The sequence below is a fragment of the Aureimonas ureilytica DSM 18598 = NBRC 106430 genome (assembly GCF_000382705.1).
In the GTDB taxonomy this organism is placed as follows: domain Bacteria; phylum Pseudomonadota; class Alphaproteobacteria; order Rhizobiales; family Rhizobiaceae; genus Aureimonas; species Aureimonas ureilytica.
Genome location: NZ_ARQE01000001.1, coordinates 558505 through 581539, shown reverse-complemented (window position 1 = coordinate 581539; position 23035 = coordinate 558505). Strand labels below are relative to the sequence as shown.

At 67.6% G+C, this 23035-nt stretch carries 22 protein-coding genes; 1 reads left to right on the top strand and 21 read right to left on the bottom strand.

The features are described 5' to 3' along the window. Window positions 1-175: 175 nt before the first annotated feature. The 17 genes from B146_RS0102785 to B146_RS0102705 form a co-directional block, all read right to left on the bottom strand. Window positions 176-577: a F0F1 ATP synthase subunit epsilon gene (locus tag B146_RS0102785; RefSeq protein WP_019994891.1), complete on the bottom strand. Its 402-nt coding sequence runs from the start codon at window positions 575-577 to the stop codon at window positions 176-178. Window positions 578-721: 144 nt separating this feature from the next. Further along, window positions 722-2173, bottom strand: coding sequence for a F0F1 ATP synthase subunit beta (gene atpD / locus B146_RS0102780; RefSeq protein ID WP_026358270.1), 1452 nt, complete (start codon window positions 2171-2173; stop codon window positions 722-724). Window positions 2174-2280: 107 nt separating this feature from the next. Beyond that, window positions 2281-3174, bottom strand: coding sequence for a F0F1 ATP synthase subunit gamma (locus tag B146_RS0102775; protein WP_019994889.1), 894 nt, complete (start codon window positions 3172-3174; stop codon window positions 2281-2283). A 59-nt stretch (window positions 3175-3233) separates the two neighbouring features. Continuing rightward, window positions 3234-4763 carry a F0F1 ATP synthase subunit alpha gene (gene atpA, locus B146_RS0102770; protein ID WP_019994888.1) on the bottom strand — a complete coding sequence of 510 codons (1530 nt, stop codon included), beginning with the start codon at window positions 4761-4763 and terminating at the stop codon, window positions 3234-3236. Further along, window positions 4763-5323, bottom strand: coding sequence for a F0F1 ATP synthase subunit delta (locus B146_RS0102765; protein ID WP_026358269.1), 561 nt, complete (start codon window positions 5321-5323; stop codon window positions 4763-4765). The genes atpA and B146_RS0102765 overlap by 1 nt, the downstream gene beginning before the upstream one ends. 211 nt (window positions 5324-5534) lie before the next feature. After that, window positions 5535-5933 carry an AGROH133_08824 family phage infection protein gene (locus tag B146_RS0102760; RefSeq protein ID WP_019994886.1) on the bottom strand — a complete coding sequence of 133 codons (399 nt, stop codon included), beginning with the start codon at window positions 5931-5933 and terminating at the stop codon, window positions 5535-5537. An 86-nt stretch (window positions 5934-6019) separates the two neighbouring features. Next, a complete protein-coding gene (locus tag B146_RS0102755) occupies window positions 6020-6691 on the bottom strand; it encodes a hypothetical protein (protein WP_019994885.1) in 672 nt (223 codons plus the stop codon). Between the two features lie 31 nt (window positions 6692-6722). Next, entirely contained in the window at window positions 6723-8951 is a 2229-nt protein-coding gene (locus B146_RS0102750) for a primosomal protein N' (RefSeq protein WP_155897322.1), read from the bottom strand. Window positions 8952-9101: 150 nt separating this feature from the next. Beyond that, window positions 9102-9566 (bottom strand): GFA family protein, encoded by a 465-nt coding sequence (locus tag B146_RS0102745; RefSeq protein ID WP_019994883.1) that lies wholly within the window; start codon window positions 9564-9566, stop codon window positions 9102-9104. 156 nt (window positions 9567-9722) lie between these two features. Continuing rightward, window positions 9723-10226: a DNA starvation/stationary phase protection protein Dps gene (gene dps, locus B146_RS0102740; protein ID WP_019994882.1), complete on the bottom strand. Its 504-nt coding sequence runs from the start codon at window positions 10224-10226 to the stop codon at window positions 9723-9725. Between the two features lie 135 nt (window positions 10227-10361). Continuing rightward, window positions 10362-10985: a peptide-methionine (S)-S-oxide reductase MsrA gene (msrA, locus tag B146_RS0102735; RefSeq protein ID WP_019994881.1), complete on the bottom strand. Its 624-nt coding sequence runs from the start codon at window positions 10983-10985 to the stop codon at window positions 10362-10364. Window positions 10986-11077: 92 nt separating this feature from the next. Then, window positions 11078-11857: a succinate dehydrogenase iron-sulfur subunit gene (locus tag B146_RS0102730; RefSeq protein WP_019994880.1), complete on the bottom strand. Its 780-nt coding sequence runs from the start codon at window positions 11855-11857 to the stop codon at window positions 11078-11080. Window positions 11858-12002: 145 nt separating this feature from the next. Next, window positions 12003-13163: an App1 family protein gene (locus tag B146_RS24810; RefSeq protein ID WP_060577649.1), complete on the bottom strand. Its 1161-nt coding sequence runs from the start codon at window positions 13161-13163 to the stop codon at window positions 12003-12005. Window positions 13164-13281: 118 nt separating this feature from the next. Next, on the bottom strand, window positions 13282-15117 hold the full coding sequence (gene sdhA / locus B146_RS0102720) for a succinate dehydrogenase flavoprotein subunit (protein ID WP_019994878.1): 1836 nt from the start codon (window positions 15115-15117) through the stop codon (window positions 13282-13284). Window positions 15118-15122: 5 nt separating this feature from the next. After that, on the bottom strand, window positions 15123-15500 hold the full coding sequence (sdhD, locus tag B146_RS0102715) for a succinate dehydrogenase, hydrophobic membrane anchor protein (RefSeq protein WP_019994877.1): 378 nt from the start codon (window positions 15498-15500) through the stop codon (window positions 15123-15125). An 11-nt stretch (window positions 15501-15511) separates the two neighbouring features. Next, entirely contained in the window at window positions 15512-15901 is a 390-nt protein-coding gene (gene sdhC, locus B146_RS0102710) for a succinate dehydrogenase, cytochrome b556 subunit (RefSeq protein WP_026358267.1), read from the bottom strand. 393 nt (window positions 15902-16294) lie between these two features. Continuing rightward, entirely contained in the window at window positions 16295-16765 is a 471-nt protein-coding gene (locus B146_RS0102705; protein WP_019994875.1) for a GNAT family N-acetyltransferase, read from the bottom strand. A gap of 259 nt (window positions 16766-17024) precedes the next feature. Between B146_RS0102705 and B146_RS0102700 the strand changes: the two genes are divergently transcribed. Next, window positions 17025-18209, top strand: coding sequence for a GGDEF domain-containing protein (locus B146_RS0102700; protein ID WP_019994874.1), 1185 nt, complete (start codon window positions 17025-17027; stop codon window positions 18207-18209). Between the two features lie 84 nt (window positions 18210-18293). On the opposite strand, the gene leuC is transcribed toward B146_RS0102700, so the two are convergent. From leuC to B146_RS24805, 4 genes are all read right to left on the bottom strand, one after another. Next, the gene (gene leuC / locus B146_RS0102695) at window positions 18294-19709 is read right to left on the bottom strand and encodes a 3-isopropylmalate dehydratase large subunit (protein ID WP_019994873.1); all 1416 of its coding nucleotides are present in this window, start codon (window positions 19707-19709) and stop codon (window positions 18294-18296) included. 491 nt (window positions 19710-20200) lie between these two features. After that, window positions 20201-21022 (bottom strand): amino acid ABC transporter permease, encoded by an 822-nt coding sequence (locus B146_RS0102685; RefSeq protein WP_019994871.1) that lies wholly within the window; start codon window positions 21020-21022, stop codon window positions 20201-20203. After that, entirely contained in the window at window positions 21019-21828 is an 810-nt protein-coding gene (locus B146_RS0102680; protein ID WP_019994870.1) for a transporter substrate-binding domain-containing protein, read from the bottom strand. The genes B146_RS0102685 and B146_RS0102680 overlap by 4 nt, the downstream gene beginning before the upstream one ends. A gap of 119 nt (window positions 21829-21947) precedes the next feature. Beyond that, complete coding sequence (locus B146_RS24805; RefSeq protein WP_019994869.1) at window positions 21948-23006, bottom strand: bile acid:sodium symporter family protein; 1059 nt, start codon at window positions 23004-23006, stop codon at window positions 21948-21950. Window positions 23007-23035: the final 29 nt, after the last annotated feature.

Below are 23035 nucleotides of genomic sequence, written 5' to 3'. Positions count from 1 at the left end.
GGTACATAGTCTTGCGCTCCCATCCCTCGCCCTAGCCACGCGCCGCCATCCTCCAGCTTGCGCATCGTGTCGAACTGCTGTTGCCAGCGTGGCAGCGTCCCCCTCCTCCCTGCGCTCCCAAACGCAAAAAGCCCGACCTCGCGGCCGGGCTTGGAATTCGTCGTCTGGAACGCGCTTAGAGCGAGCCGCGCGCGTTGCGCAGGTCCGCGAGGCGCTGTTCGCTGCGGGAGCGAACCTCGTCGTCCGCGCCGGCATTGGCGAGCGTCGTCTCGAGCTCGGCAATCTGCCGGTCAAGCTCGTCGCTCTTCATCTCCTCGGCGGGAGTCGCGTGCTCGGCGAGAAGCGTGAAGCTCTCGGCGTTGATGTCGGCAAAGCCGCCCTGCACGTAGATGCGCTTGGTGCCGCCGGAGGCGAGCTGCGCCTCGACCATGCCGGGCTTCAGCGTCGCCATCAGCGGCGCATGTCCGGCCATGACGGTGAAATAGCCCTCGGAGCCCGGCGCCAGCACGGATGTCACCTGCTCCGACAGGAGCAGACGCTCGGGGGACACCAGTTCGAACTTGAAGCCGCTTGCCACGATGGTCCTGCCTTCCGCGCTCCCGCCGGGGGAGCGGCCGGGCGGCGCAGCCAGATGCCGTGCCGCCTTTTCGTCTGTGAGCCGATGGCGGACACCGCCCGCCACCTCCTACCGCCGGGACGCCGGCTTGCGCCGGCGCGTTGCTTACGCCTGAGCGGCGAGCTTCTGGGCCTTCTCGATGGCCTGATCGATCGAGCCGACCATGTAGAAGGCGGCTTCCGGCAGGTGGTCGTACTCGCCTTCCACCAGGCCCTTGAACGAGCGGATCGTGTCTTCGAGCGGCACGAGCTGGCCCGGCGAACCCGTGAAGACTTCGGCGACGAAGAAGGGCTGCGACAGGAAGCGCTCGATCTTGCGGGCGCGCGCCACCGTCAGCTTGTCCTCTTCGGACAGCTCGTCCATGCCGAGAATGGCGATGATGTCCTGCAGCGACTTGTACTTCTGCAGGATCTGCTGGACGCGGCGGGCCGTGCTGTAATGCTCTTCACCGATGATCATGGGCGAGAGCATGCGCGAGGTCGAGTCGAGCGGATCGACGGCCGGGTAGATGCCCTTTTCCGAGATCGCGCGGTTGAGAACCGTCGTCGCGTCCAGGTGCGCGAACGAAGTGGCGGGCGCGGGGTCGGTCAAGTCGTCGGCGGGCACGTAGATGGCCTGCACCGAGGTGATCGAGCCCTTGGTGGTGGTGGTGATGCGCTCCTGCATGGCGCCCATGTCAGTCGCCAGCGTCGGCTGGTAGCCCACCGCCGAAGGAATACGGCCGAGAAGCGCCGACACTTCCGAACCCGCCTGCGTGAAGCGGAAGATGTTGTCGACGAAGAAGAGCACGTCCTGGCCCTGGTCGCGGAAGTTTTCCGCGATGGTGAGGCCGGTCAGCGCGACGCGGGCGCGGGCGCCAGGGGGCTCGTTCATCTGACCGTAGACGAGCGCCGCCTTGGAGCCGGCGGTGGAGCCGCCGTTCTCGTGCGGGTCCTTGTTCACGCCGGACTCGATCATCTCGTGATAGAGATCGTTGCCCTCGCGGGTGCGCTCGCCGACGCCGGCAAACACGGAGTAACCGCCGTGCGCCTTCGCGACGTTGTTGATGAGTTCCTGGATCAGAACCGTCTTGCCGACGCCGGCGCCGCCGAACAGGCCGATCTTGCCGCCGCGGGCGTAGGGCGCGAGAAGGTCGATGACCTTGATGCCCGTCACGAGGATCTGCGACTCGGGGTTCTGCTCGACATAGGGAGGAGCCGGCTGGTGGATGCCGCGCTTGCTGGTGTATTCGATCGGGCCGACTTCGTCGATCGGCTCGCCGATGACGTTCATGATGCGGCCGAGCGTGCCGTCGCCGACGGGAACCTCGATCGGGCCGCCCGTGTCGCGCACCGGCTGGCCGCGAACGAGACCTTCGGTGAGGTCCATGGCGATGGTGCGGACGGTGTTCTCGCCGAGGTGCTGCGCGACTTCGAGAACGAGGCGGTTGCCGTTGTTCTCGGTCTCGAGCGCGTTCAGGATTTCCGGCAGCTTTCCGTCGAACTCGACGTCGACGACGGCGCCGATGACCTGCGCGACGCGGCCCGTCATGCCGTTCCGATCCAATGTGTCAGCCATCACGGCCTCCTCTCGAATAAGGGTGTCGGCGCGTCCCGGCTACCAGCCTCCCGCGTCCGTCGTCTGATAGACTGGCCGATACCGCATCCGGTACCGGCCGCAAAGGATTAGAGCGCTTCGGCGCCCGCGATGATCTCGATCAGTTCCGTCGTGATCTGCGCCTGGCGCTGGCGGTTGTAGGAGATCGACAGCTTGTTGATCATGTCGCCGGCGTTGCGCGTGGCGTTGTCCATGGCGCTCATGCGCGCGCCCTGTTCGGACGCGGCGTTTTCGAGAAGCGCCCGGAACACCTGAACCTTGATGTTGCGCGGGATCAGATCCTCGAGGATCGCCTCGGGCTCCGGCTCGTATTCGTAGAGCGCGCCGCCCTCGGCCACCGGGGCCGCCGATTCGCCATCCGTCACGCCGACATCGGCGGGAATGATGCGCTGGGCGGTCGGGCGCTGCGTAATGACGTTCTCGAAGGCCGAGAAGAAGATCGTCGCGACATCGAATTCGCCCTTGGCGAACAGGTCCATGACCATGTCGGCCACGGCTTCCGCCTCGGCGAAATTCGCCGTGCGATGACCGCTGTGGTCGAGCCGGGCCACGATCTTCGAGCCGAAGTCGCGGCGCATGATGTCCGTGCCCTTCTTGCCGACCGAGATGATCTTCACCACCTTGCCGGCCGCTTCGAGGCGACGGACATGCTCGCGCACGAGGCGCACGATCTGGGCGTTGAAACCGCCGCACAGGCCGCGATCGCTCGTGAAGACGACGAGCAGATGCGTGTCGTCCTTGCCCGTTCCGGCCATGAGGGGCGATGCGACATCGCCCCCTTCCATGGCACCGGCGATGTTGCGCATCACCGACGCGATGCGTTCGGAATAGGGACGCGCCGCCTCGGCCGCTTCCTGGGCGCGACGGAGCTTGGCCGCCGCGACCATCTGCATGGCCTTGGTGATCTTCTGCGTCGCCTTGACCGAGGCGATGCGGTTTCTCAGATCCTTGAGCGAAGCCATGGGTCTGGTGCGTCTCCTATCCGGCGCTAGCCGATATCAGTCAAAGAACCGTCGCGACTTTAAGCGAAGGACTTCGCGTACTGCTCGAGGGCGGCCTTGAGCTTGCCGCGCGTGTCGTCGGACAGCTGCTTCTCGGTGGCGATCGTGTCGAGGATCGCCTTGTGCTCGGTGCGCAGCAGCGAGAGGAGACCCTCCTCGAAGCGGCCGACATCCGTGACCTTCAGCTTGTCGAGATAGCCCTGCGTGCCCGCGAAGATCACCGCGACCTGCTCTTCCGTCTTCAGCGGCGAGAACTGCGGCTGCTTCAGGAGTTCGGTCAGGCGCGCGCCGCGGTTGAGGAGGCGCTGCGTGGCGGCGTCGAGATCCGAGCCGAACTGCGCGAAGGCCGCCATTTCGCGGTACTGCGCGAGCTCGCCCTTGATCGAACCGGCGACCTGCTTCATCGCCTTGATCTGGGCGGCCGAGCCGACGCGCGACACCGAGAGACCGACGTTCACCGCCGGGCGGATGCCCTGGTAGAACAGGTTGGTCTCGAGGAAGATCTGGCCGTCGGTGATCGAGATCACGTTGGTCGGGATGTAGGCCGACACGTCGTTGGCCTGCGTCTCGATGACGGGAAGAGCGGTCAGCGAGCCGGCGCCCATCTCGTCGTTGAGCTTGGCCGCGCGCTCCAGAAGACGGGAGTGCAGGTAGAAGACGTCGCCCGGATAGGCTTCGCGGCCCGGCGGGCGGCGCAGCAGCAGCGACATCTGGCGGTAGGAGACGGCCTGCTTGGACAGATCGTCATAGGCGATCACGGCGTGCATGCCGTTGTCGCGGAAATACTCGCCCATGGCGCAGCCCGCGAAGGGCGCGATGTACTGCATCGGAGCCGGGTCCGAAGCGGTGGCGGCGACGACGATCGAGTACTGCATGGCGCCGCGCTCTTCGAGCGTGCGGACGAACTGCGCGACGGTCGAGCGCTTCTGGCCGATCGCGACGTAGATGCAGTAGAGACGGTCCTTCTCGTTGCCCGCGTCGTGCGCCGGCTTCTGATTCAGGAACGTGTCGAGCAGAATGGCGGTCTTGCCGGTCTGACGATCGCCGATGACCAGCTCGCGCTGGCCACGGCCGATCGGGATCAGCGCGTCGATGGCCTTGAGGCCGGTCGACATCGGCTCGTGCACCGACTTGCGCGGGATGATGCCGGGCGCCTTGACGTCGACGCGGCGGCGCTCGACGCCGTCGATCGGGCCCTTGCCGTCGATCGGGTTGCCGAGACCGTCGACCACGCGGCCGAGCAGGCCCTTGCCGACCGGAACGTCCACGATCGCGCCGGTGCGGCGGACGGTGTCGCCTTCCTTGATGTCGCGGTCGGAACCGAAGATCACGACGCCGACATTGTCGGACTCGAGGTTCAGCGCCATGCCGCGCACGCCGCCGGGGAACTCGACCATTTCGCCGGCCTGGCACTGGTCGAGGCCGTAGACGCGAGCGATACCGTCACCGACGGACAGAACCGTACCGACTTCCGAGACTTCCGCCTCGCTGCCGAAGTTCTTGATCTGGTTCTTGAGGATTGCGGAAATTTCCGCGGCCCGGATGTCCATCAGCCGACCTCTTTCAGCGCAAGCTTAAGGGATGAGAGTTTGGTGCGAAGCGAGGTGTCGATCTGACGCGAACCGATGCGGACCACGAGGCCGCCGAGAAGCGAGGGATCGACGCTCTCGCGCATCGTCACCGTCTTGTGAGTGTAGGAGCCGAGCGCGTCCGCAAGTTCGCGGCGCTGCTCGTCGGTCAGGGCGTGGGCGCTCACCACCTCGGCCTCGACCTCGCCGCGATGAGCGGCGGCCATCGCCCGGACACCCCGGATGATGGCGGGAAGGGCGAAGAGGCGGCGGTTGCCGGCCACGACCTTCAGGAAATTGCCGACCAGGGGCGACGGGCCGGTCGCGGCCACGATCGCCTCGATCGCCTGAAGCTGGGTGTCGGAGCTGAAAGCGGGGCTTTCGACCAAGCGGCGGAAGTCCGCATTGTCCTCGATCAGCGACTGGAACTGGACGAGTTCCCGTTCCACCGTCTCGAGCGAACCCTCGTCACGCGCGAGTTCGAAGAGGGACTGGGCGTAGCGTTCTGCGACTCCGGAAACCGGAGAGGATGATTGGGCCACGGACGAGCGCTTCTCTTCACGTCTGGTTCGAGGCGCCTCGCAAAGAGAGCCGAGCGCGACACCTGAAACGGGTCAAAAAAATGGCGACGGAGGGGAACAAAGCACCGCCGCGCCGGAATGAAGGTCGTCTAACACAGCGATCCGGGGACGACAATGGAGCTTTCGCGCCCATTTTTTCGATAGCTCGGCGTGCTTTACGCGCCCCGCGCCCTCACGCCGCGACGAGGCCGAAGGCGGGCGCGAGGCAGAGCGCGGCAAGGGCGAGGTTGAACAGAAACAGCGCCCAGTTGAGAAGCGTGGCGCCCTTGTCCGAGAGGATGGAGACGAGGCGCCCGAAGGCGACGAAGAGCCAGGCCGCGCCGATCGCGAGCTGAATCAAGGTCTGGTAGGAGCCGAGCGTCAGGAGAGCGACGCCGAGCCCCAAGGGAAAGCCCGCGATCGTGCCCCGAATTTCCGCCAGTCCCGTGCGCCGCGTTTCCACCGCCATCAGCCCGTGGGCGCGCAGGAAGAGGCGCGGCGCGAAGAGGGCGAAGAGCCCGTAAAGCACGGAAACGCAGGCCGCGATGAAGGGCAGAAGATCGGGCAGAGTGGTGGGAAGCTCGAAGCTCATGGGAAAATGCTCGCGAAAAGGTGAACGGGCCGGGATGGGCGTCTGGTTTGCGAGGAACGCGAGCGCGGCGACGAGGTCAAGCCGCGTCAGTCCTCGCAGGTGCCGACGATGTCGGTGACGTCGCGCCCTTCGCCCCGAACCGTGGCGAGCGTGCCACCGAGGCGCTGGCGCCCGGCGGGCTCGGCCTTGTCGTCCGGCGCGGGGCGCAGCGTCGTGGTGATGTTGAGGCGCGGCTCGCCGGCCGAGCGCCAGACGGTGACGCTCGCGCCCTCCGCGTCCGGTCCGCTGCGGACTTTCTCCAGCTCGCGCACGAGCCCGTCCTTCATGACATAGCCACGTTCGGGTCGCTCGGCTGATTCGCTGGGCTTGGGCCCGGCGAGAACGAGGAAGCGGAACCGCCAGGTGGCGGGATCGCCCGGGCGAAAGCGCGCCCAATCCTCGGGCGTGAAGAAGGCGCAGCGCGCGGGCGCGGGATACCAAAGGAGGGTGGACGCGGTTTGCGCCGCGTCGGCGGGGGACGCGAGAGCGGTCGTCGGCGCTTGTGCGCCCGCCGCCGGGGCGGGTGAAGCACCCGTCTGGGCGGGTGAAGCACTCGTCTGGGCGGATGAAGCACCCGCTTGGGCGCTTGGAGCCTCCGTTGCCGTCCGCGTCGCCGGTTCGCTCGCCGCGTTCGCCGCGCCGGACAGGGCCAGTCCCAGAATCAGCGCGCCGATCCCTCGAAACCCGCGCCGCCGCTCGCCGCCTTTCCGCTCGCTCATGTCCCTGCCCCGTCGTCTCGCCGCTCGTTCCTCATAGGAAGCTTTGCGGGTCGATGTCGATCTGAACCTGCACCGATCCGCGCGCCTTCGGGGCGCTTGCCATCATCGCGCGCACGAAGCTCTGGATCGGCGCGCGCTTGCCGCCCTGGATCAGCAGTCGGAAGCGATGGCGCCCGCGCACGAGGCCGAGCGGCGCTTCGGCGGGGCCGAGCACTTCGAGATCGTCGTCCTCGGGCGCGGCGATGCGCAGGAGGCGACCGTATTCCTCCGCCTCGCGCCGCGAATCGGCCGAGACGATGATGGCGGCGAGGCGGCCGAAGGGCGGAAGGCCGGCGCGTTCGCGCTCGGCCGTTTCGCGTTCGTAGAATCGCTCGGGGTCGCCGGCCGCGATCGCCTGCATCACGGCATGTTCGGGCGCGAAGGTCTGGATCAGGCCCCGGCTGGGGAGCCCCGAGCGCCCGGCACGGCCCGTCACCTGATGCAGGAGCTGGAAGGTGCGCTCGGCGGCGCGCGGATCGCCATTGTTGAGCCCGAGATCGGCATCCACGGCGCCGACCAGCGTCATCAGCGGGAAGTGGTGTCCCTTGGCGACGAGCTGCGTGCCGATCACGATATCGGCCTCGCCCTCGGCCACGGCGTCGAGCTCGCGCCGCAGCCGCCGCGCGCCGCCCGGCAGGTCGGACGAGAGGAGGATCGTGCGGGCCTCGGGAAAGGCCTGGAGCATTTCCTCAGCCACGCGCTCGACGCCCGGGCCGCAGGCGACGAGGTGATCCAGCGTGCCGCAGGCCGGGCAGGCCTCGGGCCGGCGCTCGGAATGGCCGCAATGGTGGCATTGGAGAACGCCGCGCAGGCGGTGATCCACCAGCCAGGACGAGCATTGCCGACACTGGAAGCGATGGCCGCAGGCGCGGCAGAGCGTCAGCGGCGCATAGCCGCGCCGGTTGAGAAACAGAAGCGCCTGCTCGCCGCGCCCGATCGTCTCCTCGATCGCCGTGTGGAGAACCGGCGAGATGAAGCGCCCCTTGGCGGGCGGATGGCGGCGCAGGTCCACGAGTTGCAGGCTCGGCAGGGCGGCGGCCTGAAAGCGCCCGGTGAGCGGCACATGGCGATAGCGCCCGGAGCGGGCGTTGACGCGGGTTTCGAGCGAGGGCGTCGCGGAAGCGAGGATCACCGGGCAGGCGCCGATATGGCCGCGCACCACGGCCATGTCCCGCGCATTGTAGAAGGTGCGGTCTTCCTGCTTGTAGGCGGGGTCGTGCTCCTCGTCGACGACGATGAGGCCAAGGTCGCGGAACGGCAGGAACAGGGCCGAGCGCGCGCCGGCGACCACCCGCACGCGCCCTTCCGCCACCTGTCGCCAGACGCGCTCGCGGTTGCGCGGCGGCACGTCGGAATGCCATTGCGCCGGCTCGGTGCCGAAGCGCTGATGGAAGCGGTCAATGAAGCTCTGCGTCAGCGCGATTTCGGGCAGAAGGATCAGAACCTGCCGCCCCGCCTCCAGCGCCTTGGCGACCGCCTCGAAATAGACCTCGGTCTTGCCCGAGCCCGTGACGCCCTCGAGAAGCGAGACCGAGAAGCCCCCCTCCCCCACGGCTTCGCAGAGCTGGTCGGCCGCGTCGCGCTGCGTTTCACTCAAATCCGCCCGGCCGAAGCTCGTGTCGGGCGGAAAGACGATCGGGTGCGGCGGCAGTTTCACGGTCTCGAACGTGCCGGCCTTCACCAGCCCGTCGAGCACGGAGGCGGACACGCCGCTCGCGTGAAGGAGGCCCGGCCGCGTCCATTCGAGCCCGGCCGTCGCGGTCTCCAGAAGCTTCTGGCGCGCGGGCGTCAGGCGTTCGGGTCGGTGGTCGGTGAGGCGCAGCCCGTCCACGAAGGGCTCGGGGTCGAAGGCGACGGGCACGCGCAGCACCATGCGCGCGACGAGGCCGGGCGGCGACAGCGTGTAGTCCGCCACCCAGTCGATGAAGCGGCGCATCGCCTCGGGCAGCGGCGGGCAATCGAAGGCATGGGTGATCGCCTTCAGCTTCTTGGGGTCCACCGCGTCGGTTTCGCCGTCCCACACGACGCCCGCGACCTGCCGGGGCCCGAGCGGCACCTGCACGATGGAGCCCGGCTGCACCCTCATCCCCTCGGGCACGGTGTAGCTGTAGGGCCGCTCGGCGGGCATGGGCACGAGCACCGGAACGGTGCGGGCCGGAAAGAGGTCTCCGGGAAGGGACAAGGCGGGTCGGCTCGGCTGCGCAACGGAAAGGCCCGGCATGGCAGGCACGTTCGCGCGATGCAAGCGCCGCCCCGGGTGCGTCGCCTTCAGATGGCGACGCTTCCAGCGCATGTCCAGCGAAAGCCGAGCGGCTTTCGCACCCGGACAATGGGAGAAAGCAGGACCCGGAGCAGGCTGAAGTCCGCGCAGTCAGCCGCCGGCCACGGCCTCGGCATAGGCCTGAAGCAAACCCGGAAACTCCGCCTCGCCGGGGAATTTCGGGTAGCTGCGGGCCGCGCCCGTTTCGGCAAAGGGCAGCTTCTCGCTCGTATAGGTCTCGATGAACGGCGCGAACCAGGCAGTGTCGTCCAGCATGGTCGGGCGGATGTTGACGAGCCCGTCCATCCCCTCCCAGCGCGTGAAGAGCCAGCTCATGCAGTCCGGGCAGAAGAAGTGATGGATGGCGCCCTCGCGCAGGCCGCCGCGCACCGGCTCGCCTGACAGGAGTTCGAACCCCGCCGCCGGCACCATGGCGCTCAGCGAATAGGCGCTGGAACTCATGCGCTGGCAGCCCGTGCAATGGCAGGCGAAGGTGGCGAGCGGCGGGGCCGAGATGCGCAGACGAACGCGGCCGCAGCGGCAACCGCCCTCCAGCGGAAGGTCGGGGTGTTTCATCGGACAAAGGGCCTCCGGTCGGAAGGCCGCAGTCTGAGGCGCGCGGGCGGCGCGGGCAATGGGGCGATCCGCGCCCCCCCTTCCCTCAACAAGAAAGGCGCCCTCGCGGACGCCTTTCGGATGCTTCGGATCAGGGCCGCGCTCAGGCGCGCGGGGTCAGGCGCGCTGGAAATGGCTTTCCAGGAAGTAGAGCGACTTGTCGATGGCGCGGCCGATGCCGGTGAAGAGATCGGCGGTCAGGTCGTCGCCCGCCTCGTCGGCCTCCTTCACGGCCTCGCGCAGGAAGCCGCCCCACTTGGCGTAATTGTCGGCCAGACGCTTCAGGTGCTCCATCGAATCCACGAGATCGAGCGGATAGGGGTCGAGAAGCGTCGCCTCGGCCGAGGCCTGAACCGTGCCGCGCGCCTGCCCGCCCAGTGCCGTCAGGCGCTCGGCGATCGTGTCGACATAGCCTTCGGCTTCTTCGTGAAGGCGGTCGAACAGGAGGTGGATGCCGATGAAGTTCGGCCCCTTGACGTTCCAATGAGCCTGCTTGGCCGAATAGGACAGGTCGATGGACGAGGCCAGGTGCTTCTGAAGAAGCTCGATCATCGAGGCCCGGAGGTTCTCGTTCATCGAGTTCTTGGTCGGATGGATCTGCGTGGCGCCCGCCTTGGACATGAACTGCTCCTGCGAAATTCCGTGCGCTGGCCGGCGCGTTTCACGCGGCGCCGGCGTTCTTGGGCAGGGAAGTTCGCGAGGAGCCGATTGGTTCCCGAAAAAAATGCAGGCGTTCGCCCGCGCCCTCGGCGGAGGTCAGCTATGAGCCGGCTTCAGGCCCATCTGCGCCTTGTCGCCCCAGACGGCGCGCACCGCGCGATCCCGTCCGCAGCCCATGCGATAGGCGTTGTAATGGCCGGGATTCTTCTTGGCATAGTCCTGGTGATAGTCCTCGGCCGGATAGAAGGTCGCGGAGGGCAGGATCTGCGTCGCGACGGTCTGCTTGAGATCGGCGGCAACAACCTTGGCGGAGACTTCCGCCGCCTTGCGCTGTGCCTCGTCGAGCGGAAAGATCGCCGTGCGGTAGGACGGGCCGCGATCGCAGAACTGGCCGCCCGCGTCGGTCGGGTCGATCGAGTGCCAATAGGCCGAGAGCAGCTTCTCGTAGGAGATTTTCGCGGGGTCGTAGGTCACCTTCACCGCCTCGTAATGGCCGGTGCGCTCGGTGATCACGTCCTGATAGGTCGGGTTCTTCAGCGTGCCGCCGATATAGCCCGAGGTCGTGGAGGTCACGCCGTCCACCCGGTCGAGATCGGTTTCCATCGACCAGAAGCAGCCGCCGGCAAAGATCGCCTCCTCGGCCTGCGCCGCCACGGGCGCGAGGCTGGCGAAAAGGGCAAGCGCGACCAGACCCGGCCGCAGGATATTCGAACGCATCATGAAAAAGCTCCGCCGTCTCGTTCACACCAGATACGGCGCGACCAAGACGGCGGATGCAAGGCGTCTCGCGAAAAAGGATCGCGCGAAAAGCGTCAGACGCGGCGCTCGACCATCATCTTCTTGATTTCGGCAATGGCCTTCGCCGGGTTCAGGCCCTTGGGGCAGGCCTGCGTGCAGTTCATGATCGTGTGGCAGCGATACAGGCGGAACGGGTCCTCGAGCTGGTCGAGACGGTTGCCCGTGGCTTCGTCTCGGCTGTCGATCAGCCAGCGATAGGCCTGAAGCAGCACGGCGGGGCCGAGATAGCGGTCGCCGTTCCACCAGTAGCTCGGGCACGAGGTCTGGCAGCAGAAGCACAGGATGCACTCGTAGAGCCCGTCGAGCTTCTCGCGGTCCTCGTGGCTCTGGCGCCATTCCTTCTCGGGCTCCGGCGTCTCGGTCTGGAGCCAGGGCTCGATCGAGCGCAGCTGCGCGTAAGGCACGGTCAGATCGGGCACGAGGTCCTTGACCACGGGCATGTGCGGCAGCGGATAGACCTTCACCGCGCCCGACACTTCGTCCATGCCCTTGGTGCAGGCGAGCGTGTTGGAGCCGTCGATGTTCATCGCGCAGGAGCCGCAGATGCCCTCGCGGCAGGAGCGGCGCAGCGTCAGGGTCGAATCGACGTTGTTCTTGATCCAGAGCAGCGCGTCGAGCACCATCGGGCCGCAATCGTCGGTGTCGACATAGAACGTGTCGACGCGCGGATTCTGGCCGTCGTCCGGCGACCAGCGATAGATGCCGAACTCGCGCACATTCGTGGCGCCATCGGGCTTGGGCCAGGTCTTGCCCTTGCCGATGACCGAGTTCTTGGGAAGGCTGAGTTCCACCATGGGGCGTGTTCCGCTGCGAAGTCAGTTCTTTAGAATGGGGCTAAACACGAATAGCGCGGCGGTGCAACACGGCCGATGCGCGCGGGCCCGCTTTAAACGATTGTAGCTGCAGCGAGCTTTCGGAATCTTTGCCGGTGGCGCAGTCTCAGGGCTGGACCATGGCCGGGAAGCGGCCGAAGCGACTCGGCTTGCCGTCTTCCGCCTCGATCTCCGAGAGCACGGCGAGCTCGGTGCCGTCGGCCACCAGCCCCGCCCCTTCGGCCTGCCGGGCAGCGTCCGCGAGCGTGCGGCCAAGCGTCGTCGGAACGCCCGCCGCCTCGATGCGCCGCAGCGCGTCCTTCACGCCCTCCATCGACCAGCCCTCGGGCAGGACGTCGTGGATATGGACGGCGAGCACGCGGCCGGGATGGCGCTCCACGGCCTCGGCATAGACGGCGGCGTCCTTCTGGCCGCTGTCGCCGATCAGCACGAAGGAGAGGTTCGGATAGGCCGCCATGACGGCGTCGATCATCCGATCCTTGTGCCCGTGATGGCGGCGCAGGAGCCAGCCGAGCGCGTCGGAGGAGAGCGAGCGCAGGAGCATCGGGCCGACCGGAATCGAGCGCAGCACCATGAAGCGCTCGAAAATGTCGGCGAGGTTCCAGGGGCTGGAGGAGACGTAGAAGACGGGGTTCGTGTCCGGCCCCGACGCGCCCTCGGCGAGCGCCCGGTAGAAGCGCGAGACCCCCGGAAAGGGCAGCCGCGCTTCGGGCGAATTGGCGGTCACGATGCGCCAATGGCGCAGCATCTTGAAGGCGCCCGTGTGGATGATCGTGTCGTCGATATCCGAGATCACGCCGAAGCGCGCCTTGGGCGACACGGTGCGCGCGCGCGCGTCGACGCTCATCGGCGCAAAATCGTAGCCGCGCGCCGTGTCCAGCGTGACGCGGACGCTGACCCAGGGCGCCTCGCCCTCCGGCATCGGCAAGCCGTCCGCCTCGATGCGGAAATAGCCGTCGCGCTGGCTCACCACCTCGCCCGAATGGCCGAGCGCCTCCCAACGCAGGCGCGCGCCGCCGATCTCGTCGGTCTCGTAGCGCTTGAAGGTGAGATAGAGATTCCAGAACGTCGAGTTGGAATGGGGCGCGCCGAACACGCCCTCGTCTTCCAGAACGCGCCCGAGCAGCGTCAGCCGCCCGCCGGTGAGATGGCCGGGATAGACCACGAGCGTCGGCTGGTCGGTCAGCCGCAGGCGCTGCTTCACCGCGAAGCGCAGGATTCGGCTTCGCCGCAGCAGACTCTCACCGATCGCGCTCAGCGCCCTCACACTCATTCCACGCGAAATAGCGAAGACACCCGGCGTCGGGAAGGTGGCGTGCCGCCCGGCTCAATAAAAAGGCCGCCCCGAGGGGCGGCCTTCGATGCGGCGGCGATGGATCGCCCGATCAGTAGACGCGCTTCTTGGGCGCAATGTACTCGATCTGGTTGGACATCGTGTAGGTGTGGACCGGGCGGTCGTCGAGGCGCACGGTCTTGTTCTGCGTGTCGCAGAAGGACAGCGTGTGCTTCATCCAGTTGGCGTCGTCGCGGTCGGGGAAGTCCTCGCGCGCATGGGCGCCGCGCGATTCCTGGCGGGCGAGCGCCGAGTCCATGGTGACGACGGCCTGGGAGATCAGGTTGTCGTATTCCAGCGTCTCGACGAGATCGGTGTTCCAGATGAGCGAGCGGTCGGTGACGCGCACGTCGTCGGACGAGCGCCAGACCTGATGAATCTTCTCGTGGCCCTCTTCCAGCACTTCGCCCGTGCGGAACACGGCGCAGTTGGACTGCATCGTGCGCTGCATGTTGTCGCGCAGCTCGGCGGTCGAGGTCGAGCCGTTGGCGTAGCGGAAGCGGTCGAGGCGGGCGAGCGAGTTCTCGCCGGCGCCCTGCGGCAGCGGCGCCTGTCCCTCGCCGGCGCTCACCGTCTCGGCGCAGCGCAGCGCGGCGGCGCGGCCGAACACGACGAGATCGATCAGCGAGTTGGAGCCGAGGCGGTTGGCGCCGTGGACCGACACGCAGGCCGCTTCGCCGACCGCCATGAGGCCCGGCACGACCGCGTCCGGATCACCGTCCTTCTTGGTCAGCACCTCGCCGTGATAGTTCGTCGGGATGCCGCCCATGTTGTAGTGGACGGTCGGCAGAACCGGGATCGGCTCCTTGGTGACGTCGACGCCCGCGAAGATGCGCGCCGATTCCGAGATGCCCGGCAGGCGCTCGTGCAGGATCTTCGGGTCGAGATGGTCGAGGTGAAGGAAGATGTGGTCCTTGTTCTTGCCCACACCGCGGCCTTCGCGGATTTCCATCGTCATCGAGCGGGACACGACGTCGCGCGAGGCGAGATCCTTGGCCGAGGGAGCGTAGCGCTCCATGAAGCGCTCGCCTTCGGAATTCGTGAGATAGCCGCCCTCGCCGCGCGCGCCTTCGGTGATGAGGCAGCCCGCGCCGTAAATGCCGGTCGGGTGGAACTGCACGAATTCCATGTCCTGCAAGGGCAGGCCGGCGCGCAGCACCATGGCGTTGCCGTCGCCCGTGCAGGTATGGGCCGAGGTCGCCGAGAAATAGGCGCGGCCGTAGCCGCCGGTCGCCAGAATGGTCTTCTTGGCGGTGAAGCGGTGGATCGAGCCGTCATCCATGTTGAGGGCGACGACGCCGCGGCAGGCGCCTTCCTCGTCCATGATCAGGTCGATCGCGAAATACTCGATGAAGAACTCGGACGAGTACCGGAGCGACTGGCCGTAGAGCGTGTGCAGGATGGCGTGGCCGGTGCGGTCGGCGGCGGCGCAGGTGCGCTGGGCCGGAGGGCCGTTGCCGAAATCGGTGGTCATGCCGCCGAAGGGGCGCTGGTAGATCTTGCCTTCCTGCGTGCGCGAGAAGGGCACGCCGAAATGCTCGAGTTCGTAGACGGCGGCGGGCGCGTTGCGCACGAGATATTCGATCGCGTCCTGATCGCCCAGCCAGTCCGACCCCTTGACGGTGTCGTACATGTGCCAGCGCCAGTTGTCCTCGCCCATGTTGCCGAGCGAGGCGGCGACGCCGCCCTGTGCGGCGACGGTGTGCGAGCGGGTCGGGAAGACCTTGGTGATGCAGGCGGTCTTGAGGCCGGCCTGCGCCGCGCCGAGCGTGGCGCGAAGTCCGGCGCCGCCGGCGCCGACCACCACGACGTCGAAGACGTGGTCGATGAACTCGTAGGCCTTGCCGTTCTGGGCCGGCGCGGTGCGGTGCGGCTGTGCGGTCGCCATGGCGGTCAAGCTCCCAGGCTGATCTTGAGGATCGCGAACACGGCGGCCGCGCCGACGAGGAACGCGAAGAACGTGTTGAGGATCACCAGCGGCACCTTCAGCGCGCCGTGGAAATAGTCCTCGATGATCGTCTGCATGCCGAGACGCATATGGATGCAGGGCACCACGACGCAAAGCGCGGTGACGAGGCCGACGATCGGATGGCTAAGCGCCGCGCGGACCGTCTCGTAGCTTTCGTCGTGCAGCGAGATGACGAGCACCACGAAGAAGGCGATCAGAAACAGATTGGCGATCGCGGTGACGCGCTGCAGCCAGAAATGGCCCGTGCCTTCGCCGGCCGCGCCGGAACCGCGCACGCGCTTGAGGGGCGTTCTCATGTCCATGGCGCTCTTCCTTAGAAAATGGCGACGACGAGCCACAGAAGGACCGTCCCGACAAGCGAGGCGACCAGCGTGGCGATGGCGAAGCGGGTGGATTCCTCGCGGCCGAGACCCGCGCCCGTGTCCCAGATCAGGTGGCGCACGCCGCCGGCGGCGTGGTGCAGGAGCGCCCAGCTGTAGCCGAACAGGATGATGCGACCGAAGATCGACCCGAAGAAGGCCGAGGCATGGCCGAAGGCCGCCGGGCCGCTCGCCGCCGCCAGGAGCCACCAGACCACGAGCGCCGTGCCGAAATAGAGCGCGCCGCCGGTGATGCGGTGCAGGATCGACATCGCCATGGTCGGGCGGAAGCGGTAGATCGTCAGATGCGGCGAAAGGGGCCGCTGGGATTGGATCTTGGACAAGGACGACTCCTGAAGCAGTCGCGAAGGGGTTGCGGTCGCGAATCGGTTCGGCCGCGGTCGGCGCTTGGCCGTCCCCAGCATCTGGAGTTTTTCTAAAACCCCCTTCGCAGCGCGAAATCAAGCCGCAGAATGGAGGTTTCGGGGCACTGGACGATCCAAACCGATTATATCACGGCCACTTGGCGGACCCTGCGACGATGCGGCGTCCCCGGCGCTCGGGGGCGAGCCTTCAGAGTCTGTTTGACAACTCGCCGGCAGAGGACCGGCGAGGGAATTTTTGTCTCTGTAAGGCGCTAAACGCAGTCAATGCCGGCGGCATCGGCGAGGATTAGCAACGAAACAGGGGCGAAAAGGACCCGCCGGGCCGACCCGGTCGGGTTGTCAAACAGACTCTCAGCGATCCAGGAACCGGATGACGTAGCTCGACCAGTCGGCCGGCTCGGCGACCTTCTCGTAGAGATGGCGGCCCGAGCCGCCATGACGCGGCGCGTGCAGCACGAGCCGCGACCAGCCGCGCCCGTCCGCCTCGTCGGCCAGGAGGTCCACCATGGCCTTGGCGATGCCCTTGCGGCGATGGCCCTGGTCCACGAACACATGATCGGCCATGCCGGCGCGCATCCCCGTCCAGGGATCGGGCAGATCGTAGAAGACGAGAAAGCCGACCAGCGCCCCGTTCACCCGCGCGCCGAGGATTTCGCCGGTGCGATCCTGCAGGAGTTGCTCGGCATAGAACGTGTCGGGCGCGCCCGGCGCCCCGCGAAACATCGCCTGGTTGTAGGCCGACAGAAGCGGCGCAAGCTCGCGCGCATCCTTCAGCCTCAACAGGCCGATCTCGACATCGGGAAGGGACTCGCTCGCGCTCATGCGCTTCATGTGCGGCGGAACCGGCCCGGGGTCAAGCCGCAAGCGCGGGCCGCGACCCGCCCCGCTCCCGCCCCGCGCAGCGTCGTCGGGCCCGGCGGGAGCGGCGCTTTCGTCAGGCCGCGATAAGGTTCGTTAAGAGCGCGTTAATCAAACCCTCGCTAGTCTCCTCACCCAGAAGTCTGGCTCCTTGCGATCCGACGGGGACGGCCTGTCCGACCCGCATGGCGATACCGCCTTCCGACCCGGCGACTGAGGTTTCATGCAGGCGGACATCCTGGCCTGGGCCGTTCCGGCCACCTTCCTGACGTTCGGGATCGGCTTCGCCCTCCTGGGGCGGATCGGCGCGGGCCTCTACGCCTGGAGCGGGTGCTTCTGCCTCGCCGCCCTCGCCTATGCGCTGACGGTGATCCCGACGCCGCCGGGCGCGATCGCCAAGCCCTTGTTCGAGGATTCCTTGTTTCTCCTGGCCCTGTCGGGCGCCAATGTCGCCTTCGCCTCGCGCGCCGGGCGGCGGCCGCGCTACGGCGTGATCGCGGCGATCGTCGGCGCGAGCCTCCTCGGCGCCTATCTCGCGCTCCGTCTCACCGGCAGCGCGCAGTTCGAGATCTTCTCGATCCAGGCCGGCTGCTCGCTTCTCATGCTTCTGGCCGCCACCACGATCCGCCGGCGCTCCGGCCGCATGATGGATCAGGTCCTGTTCTGGCTCTGCATCCTCGTCGCGGCCAGTCTCGGGCTCCAGAATCTCGTGTTCCTGTCCACCCCGCTCGACCAGCCGATGACGGTGGCCAACTGGCGGGACTCGCCCTGGGCCTTCGTGTTCCAGTTCAGCGGCGCGGTGACGGGCGTCCTGATCGCCTTCGCCATCCTGGCGGCGATCGGGCTCGACGTGATCGAGCACCACCGCACCTCGTCCGACATGGACGCGCTGACCCTCGTGCGCAACCGGCGCGGCTTCGAGCGGCGCGTCGCGGAGCTGCGCCGCGCGGCCGGGCCGCTCGCGCCGGGCGCGATCATCCTCGCCGATCTCGACTTCTTCAAGCGCATCAACGACCGGCACGGGCACGAGGCCGGCGATGCCGTGCTCTGCGGCTTCGCCACGCTTCTGGAGCGCATGGTCGGGACGCGCGGCTGCGTCTGCCGCTTCGGCGGCGAGGAATTCGCCGTATTTCTCGCAAGTTCCGACCTCGCCGGCGCGCAGGTCTTCGCCCAATCGCTCCAGAGCGCCCTTCGCGCCGTGCGCTGGCCCTTCGCGCTGGCCGATCTGCGCGTGACCGCAAGCTTCGGCGTCGTCGCGCTGGCGCCCGGCGAACATCTCTGGGACGCGGCGAGCCGCGCCGACACGCTGCTCTATGTCGCCAAGTCCCACGGCCGCGACCGGGTGATCGCCGATGCGATCGCGCCCGCCTCGGCGCCCGCGCGCACCGCCTTCGCGCCCGCCTCCTGACACGAAAAAGGGCGCGGCCCCGGCCACGCCCCTTCCCCTTTCAGGCGAGCGAAGCGGCGGGACAGGCCCCGCCGCCGCCCTGGCCTATTTCCACTCGCGAATATCGACGAAGCGACCGGCCACCGCCGCCGCCGCCGCCATCGCGGGCGAGACGAGATGGGTGCGGCCCTTGAAGCCCTGACGGCCCTCGAAATTGCGGTTCGAGGTCGAGGCGCAGCGCTCGTTCGGCTTCAAGCGGTCCTCGTTCATGCCGAGGCACATGGAGCAGCCCGGCTCGCGCCAGTCGAACCCGGCCTCGCGGAAGATCCTGTCCAGCCCCTCGGCCTCGGCCTGAAGCTTCACCAACCCTGAGCCCGGCACGATCATGGCCGAGACGCTATCGGCCACCTTGCGGCCTTCCACGACCTTGGCCACCGCGCGCAGATCCTCGATGCGCCCATTGGTGCAGGAGCCGATGAAGACGCGGTCGATCGGGATGTCCGTCATCTTGGTGCCGGCCTGGAGGCCCATATAGTCGAGCGCGCGGCGCTTGGTGTCGCGCTTGGCCTCGTCCGCGATCTCGTCCGGATTCGGCACCACGCCGTCGATCGACACGACGTCTTCCGGCGAGGAGCCCCAGGAGACGATGGGCGGCAGGTTGGCCGCGTCGAGGCGCACCACCTTGTCGAACTGCGCGCCCTCGTCCGTGTGCAGCGTCTTCCAGTAGGACACGGCCTGCTCGAAGGCCGCACCCTGCGGCGCGCGCGGGCGGCCCTCGATATAGTCGAAGGTCGTCTGGTCGGGCGCGATCAGGCCGGCGCGCGCGCCGCCCTCGATCGTCATGTTGCAGATGGTCATCCGCCCTTCCATCGAGAGCGCGCGGATCGCCTCGCCGGCGAACTCGATGACATAGCCCGTGCCGCCCGCCGTGCCGATCTGGCCGATGATGGCGAGGATGATATCCTTGGCCGTCACGCTCTCGGGCAGCGCCCCGTCCACCTGGACGAGCATGTTCTTGGCCTTCTGCTGGATCAGCGTCTGCGTGGCGAGCACGTGCTCGACCTCGGACGTGCCGATGCCATGCGCCAGCGCGCCGAACGCCCCGTGCGTGGACGTGTGGCTGTCGCCGCAGACGATCGTCATGCCCGGCAGCGTGAAGCCCTGCTCCGGCCCGATGATGTGGACGATGCCCTGGCGGTTGTCGACCTCGTTGAAATACTCGACGCCGAACTCCGCCGCGTTCTTGGCCAGCGTCTCGACCTGGATGCGGCTTTCCTCGTTGTGGATGCCGCCGCGCCGGTCATAGGTCGGCACGTTGTGATCCACCACCGCCAGCGTGCGCTGGGGATGGCGCACCTTGCGGCCCGCCACGCGCAAGCCCTCGAAGGCCTGCGGGCTCGTCACCTCATGCACGAGATGGCGGTCGATATAGAGAAGGCTGCCGCCGTTCTCGTCGGTCGAGATCAGGTGATCGTCCCAGATCTTGTCGTAGAGCGTGCGGGGTTTCACAGTCTGGCTCATGGGCTTCAAGTCTTCAAAACGGCCGGTCGGCTTCGAAAGCCACCGTGCCTGACATCATCAACTGGGAAAACAAAAAGGCGGCGGCCCCGAGGCCGCGCGGCGTCAGCGCGTCAGGAGAACGGCCGAAATCTGCCGGTAGAAAAAGCGGCCGGGCATCCGCGCGCGATCCTCCACCGGGGAGAACCCCAGCGTGGTCGGCAGACGGCCCGTGTGCATCGCGCTCTTTCGCATCGTTCCAAAATACGCCCGCCCGCGCGGCTGCGCAATGCCTGTTGCGTGGGTGCGGTGAGGGCATGGCAGGGGACGCCGTCCCCTGCACCCCGGCCAGGGGAAATGATTTCCCCTGGACCCCTCGTTCGTTTGGATTCTGTCCGAGACCGGAGAGGGCCAGCGGCCCTCCCCGGTCTCGGAAAAGTTCCAAAAGAAAGGAAGGGTTCGGGAAGTCCTTCCCGAGCGGGGTCCGGGGCGGCAGCCCCGCCAATCCCTCGCGCTCACCGCCGCAAGCGGCGCTCCAGCGCGCGGGCGGCGAGCGAGAGGGAGACGGTCATGAGGAGGTAGAGATAGGCGACGACGGAATAGGTCTCGAAGAAGCGGAAGGAGCCGGAGGCGTAGACCTTGCCCATCTGGGTGATGTCGGCGACGCCAAGGACGGAGACGAGCGAGGAGTCCTTGACCATGGCGACGAGATCGTTGCCGAGCGGGGGCAGGACGGTGCGGATGGCCTGGGGGAGGATGACGAGGCGAAGGCGCTGGAGGGGCGAAAGGCCCAAGGCTTCGGCGGCTTCGATCTGGCCTTTGGGCACGGATTCGAGACCGGCGCGGATGATTTCGGCGATGAAGGCGGAATAGGCGATGACGAGGGCGAGGACGCCGCGCATGAGAAGCGAGACGTCGCGCACGAGGAGTTCGGGCAGAAGGCCGGCCTCGCGAAGGGGCGTCGCCAGCCAGTTCCACGCAGCGACGGTGCCGGGAACGCCGGCAAAGGCGATCCAGAACAGGAGCACGAGCACCGGCACGCCGCGCACGATCTCGACATAGAGGCGCGCGAGATTGCGGGGGAGACGACGACGCGAGCGCCCGGCGAGCGCCACGAGAAAGCCGAGCCCGAGCGCGCCGGCAAAGGCCAGCGCGGTGACTTCGACGGTGGTGAGGAGGCCGGTGGCCAGCACCGTGAGGGTCTGCCGCAGCCCGGCCTCGGCCGCGATCACGAGGGCCGAGGCGAGCGCGAGAACGGCAAGGGCGACGAGCCACCAGGGGAAGTCCGGCGCGGCGAGCCGGGCGCGGAGCCGCCGGCGGAAGGGAATGCGGCTCACTTCTGGCCGAGCTTGGCGTCCACGAACCATTTCTGCGTGAGGGCATCGAGCGTACCGTCGCCCTTCAGCGCGGCGATGGCGGCGTTGACCGGGGCGACGAGATCGGAGCCCTTGGGGAAGATGAAGCCGAACTCGTCCTTGCCGAGCGGCTCCCCGACGATCTTGAGCGCGCCGTTCGAGGCCGCGACGGAGGCCCGTCCGCCGGCCAGATCGCTGAGCACGAGATCGACATCGCCCGCGCGCAGCGCCTGGACCTGCGCGCCGAAGGTCTCGAACAGCTTGACGCGCGGGTTCTGCTCGTTGCCGTCCAGCACCTCGTAGACGGCGGTGTAGAAGGGCGTCGTGCCGGCCTGCGCGCCGACGAGGCCCTTGTCCAAGGCCTTGAAGGAGGCGGCGTCCGTGAAGCGGGTTTCGTCGGCGCGCACCAGCATCACCATCTGCGAAAGCATGTAGGGGTCGGAGAAATCGACCTTCTCCTTGCGATCCTCGCGGATCGTGATGCCGGTGATGCCGATATCGTACTGCTTGGAGGAGACGGCGGTGATCATCGCGTCCCAGGAGGCGTTCTCGTAGCGGATCTTGGCGTTGAGGCGCCGCGCGATCTCGTTCGTCGCGTCATATTCCCAGCCGACCGCCTGGCCGCTGGCCGGGTCGAGATATTGCAGCGGCGGATAGGCGTTCTCCGTCACCACCACGATTTCGCGGCCCTTGAGGTCGGGCAGCGCCGCGCTCTGCGCCAAGGCGGTGGCGGCGGGCAGCGCGAAGGCGAGAGCTGCGGCGGCAAGAAACAGGCGGCGATGGATCATACTCGGGTTCCGCAATGGTCGGGCTCGGGGAAAGTGTCACGGCGGCGGGCGCCCTGCCAAGAACGAAGCGTTCGCGGCAGGGTCGCTTTCGAGAAAGCGTGATCCCTCGAAGGCCGGAATCAGGGATTGGTCGTCGCCGCGGCCTTTTCCACGCTCTCGCGCTCCTCGGCGGCGGCCTCTGCGACGCTCGGGGTCGGTACGGTTCTGGTTTGGCGGGCGTAGCGCTGGGCGAGCGCGGCGCAGGCGAAGAGCTGGATCTGGTGGAACAGCATGAGCGGCAGGACCACCATGGCCATGGCATGGCCGGCAAAGAGAATGCCGGCCATCGGAATGCCGGTCGCCATGCTCTTCTTGGAGCCGCAGAACACGATGGCGATCTCGTCTTCGCGGCTGAAGCCGAGCTTGCGGGCGAGAAGCGTCGTGACCGAGAGCGAGACGGCGAGAATCGCGATACCGAAGAGCACGACGATCGCGAGGTCCTGCCATTCGAGGCTCGACCAGACGCCGGCCACGACCCCTTCCGAAAAGGCGGCATAGACGACGAGAAGGATCGAGCCGCGATCCACCACCACCGTCACCGGCTTGTGGCGCGCCAGCCACGCGCCGATCAGCGGCCGGACGAGCTGGCCGGCGACGAAGGGCGCGAGGATCTGGAGGGCGATCTTCTGGATGGCGTCGAAGGAAAAGGCGCCCTCGCCGCCCCCGCTCGCGATCAGCAGCACCAGAACCGGCGTGATCACGACGCCGAGCATGTTGGACACCGAGGCGCTGGTCAGCGCCGCCGGCACGTTGCCGCCCGCGATCGAGGTGAAGGCGATCGAGGACTGCACCGTGGAGGGCAGAAGCGTCAGGTAGAGAATGCCGAGCGCGAGTTCGGACGGCAGGACGCGGTCGGCGAGCGGCGCGGCGAGAAGCCCAAGGATCGGAAACAGCGCGAAGGTCGACAGGAACACGAGGCCCTGCAGCCGCCAATGAAGAAGGCCGGCCCAGACGGCCTGGGGCGACAGGCGCGCGCCGTAGACGAAGAACAGAAGCGCGATCGCGCCGTAGGTGATCCAGTCGAAGGCCTCGGCCACCTCGCCGCGCGCCGGCAGGACGGCGGCGAGACCGACGGTCGCGATCAGCAGGAGAAGGAATCGATCGACGGGAATGGCCCGAAGGCGGCTGGTGAAACTCATGCGACGCGCATCCTCGTCGGTCTGCGGTG

Excerpts from the sequence above, each read along its gene's own strand:
- atpA (WP_019994888.1), bottom strand. The coding sequence starts at position 4,763 with ATGGACATCCGGGCCGCGGAAATTTCCGCAATCCTCAAGAACCAGATC.
- B146_RS0102750 (WP_155897322.1), bottom strand. The coding sequence starts at position 8,951 with ATGCCGGGCCTTTCCGTTGCGCAGCCGAGCCGACCCGCCTTGTCCCTT.
- dps (WP_019994882.1), bottom strand. The coding sequence starts at position 10,226 with ATGTCCAAGGCGGGCGCCACGCAGATCCATCCGACCAAGAACTCGATG.
- B146_RS0102700 (WP_019994874.1), top strand. The coding sequence starts at position 17,025 with ATGCAGGCGGACATCCTGGCCTGGGCCGTTCCGGCCACCTTCCTGACG.
- B146_RS0102760 (WP_019994886.1), bottom strand. The coding sequence starts at position 5,933 with ATGAGCTTCGAGCTTCCCACCACTCTGCCCGATCTTCTGCCCTTCATC.
- atpD (WP_026358270.1), bottom strand. The coding sequence starts at position 2,173 with ATGGCTGACACATTGGATCGGAACGGCATGACGGGCCGCGTCGCGCAG.
- sdhA (WP_019994878.1), bottom strand. The coding sequence starts at position 15,117 with ATGGCGACCGCACAGCCGCACCGCACCGCGCCGGCCCAGAACGGCAAG.
- B146_RS0102775 (WP_019994889.1), bottom strand. The coding sequence starts at position 3,174 with ATGGCTTCGCTCAAGGATCTGAGAAACCGCATCGCCTCGGTCAAGGCG.
- B146_RS0102680 (WP_019994870.1), bottom strand. The coding sequence starts at position 21,828 with ATGATCCATCGCCGCCTGTTTCTTGCCGCCGCAGCTCTCGCCTTCGCG.
- msrA (WP_019994881.1), bottom strand. The coding sequence starts at position 10,985 with ATGATGCGTTCGAATATCCTGCGGCCGGGTCTGGTCGCGCTTGCCCTT.
- B146_RS0102730 (WP_019994880.1), bottom strand. The coding sequence starts at position 11,857 with ATGGTGGAACTCAGCCTTCCCAAGAACTCGGTCATCGGCAAGGGCAAG.
- leuC (WP_019994873.1), bottom strand. The coding sequence starts at position 19,709 with ATGAGCCAGACTGTGAAACCCCGCACGCTCTACGACAAGATCTGGGAC.
- B146_RS0102755 (WP_019994885.1), bottom strand. The coding sequence starts at position 6,691 with ATGAGCGAGCGGAAAGGCGGCGAGCGGCGGCGCGGGTTTCGAGGGATC.
- B146_RS24805 (WP_019994869.1), bottom strand. The coding sequence starts at position 23,006 with ATGAGTTTCACCAGCCGCCTTCGGGCCATTCCCGTCGATCGATTCCTT.
- B146_RS0102705 (WP_019994875.1), bottom strand. The coding sequence starts at position 16,765 with ATGAGCGCGAGCGAGTCCCTTCCCGATGTCGAGATCGGCCTGTTGAGG.
- sdhD (WP_019994877.1), bottom strand. The coding sequence starts at position 15,500 with ATGGACATGAGAACGCCCCTCAAGCGCGTGCGCGGTTCCGGCGCGGCC.
- B146_RS0102745 (WP_019994883.1), bottom strand. The coding sequence starts at position 9,566 with ATGAAACACCCCGACCTTCCGCTGGAGGGCGGTTGCCGCTGCGGCCGC.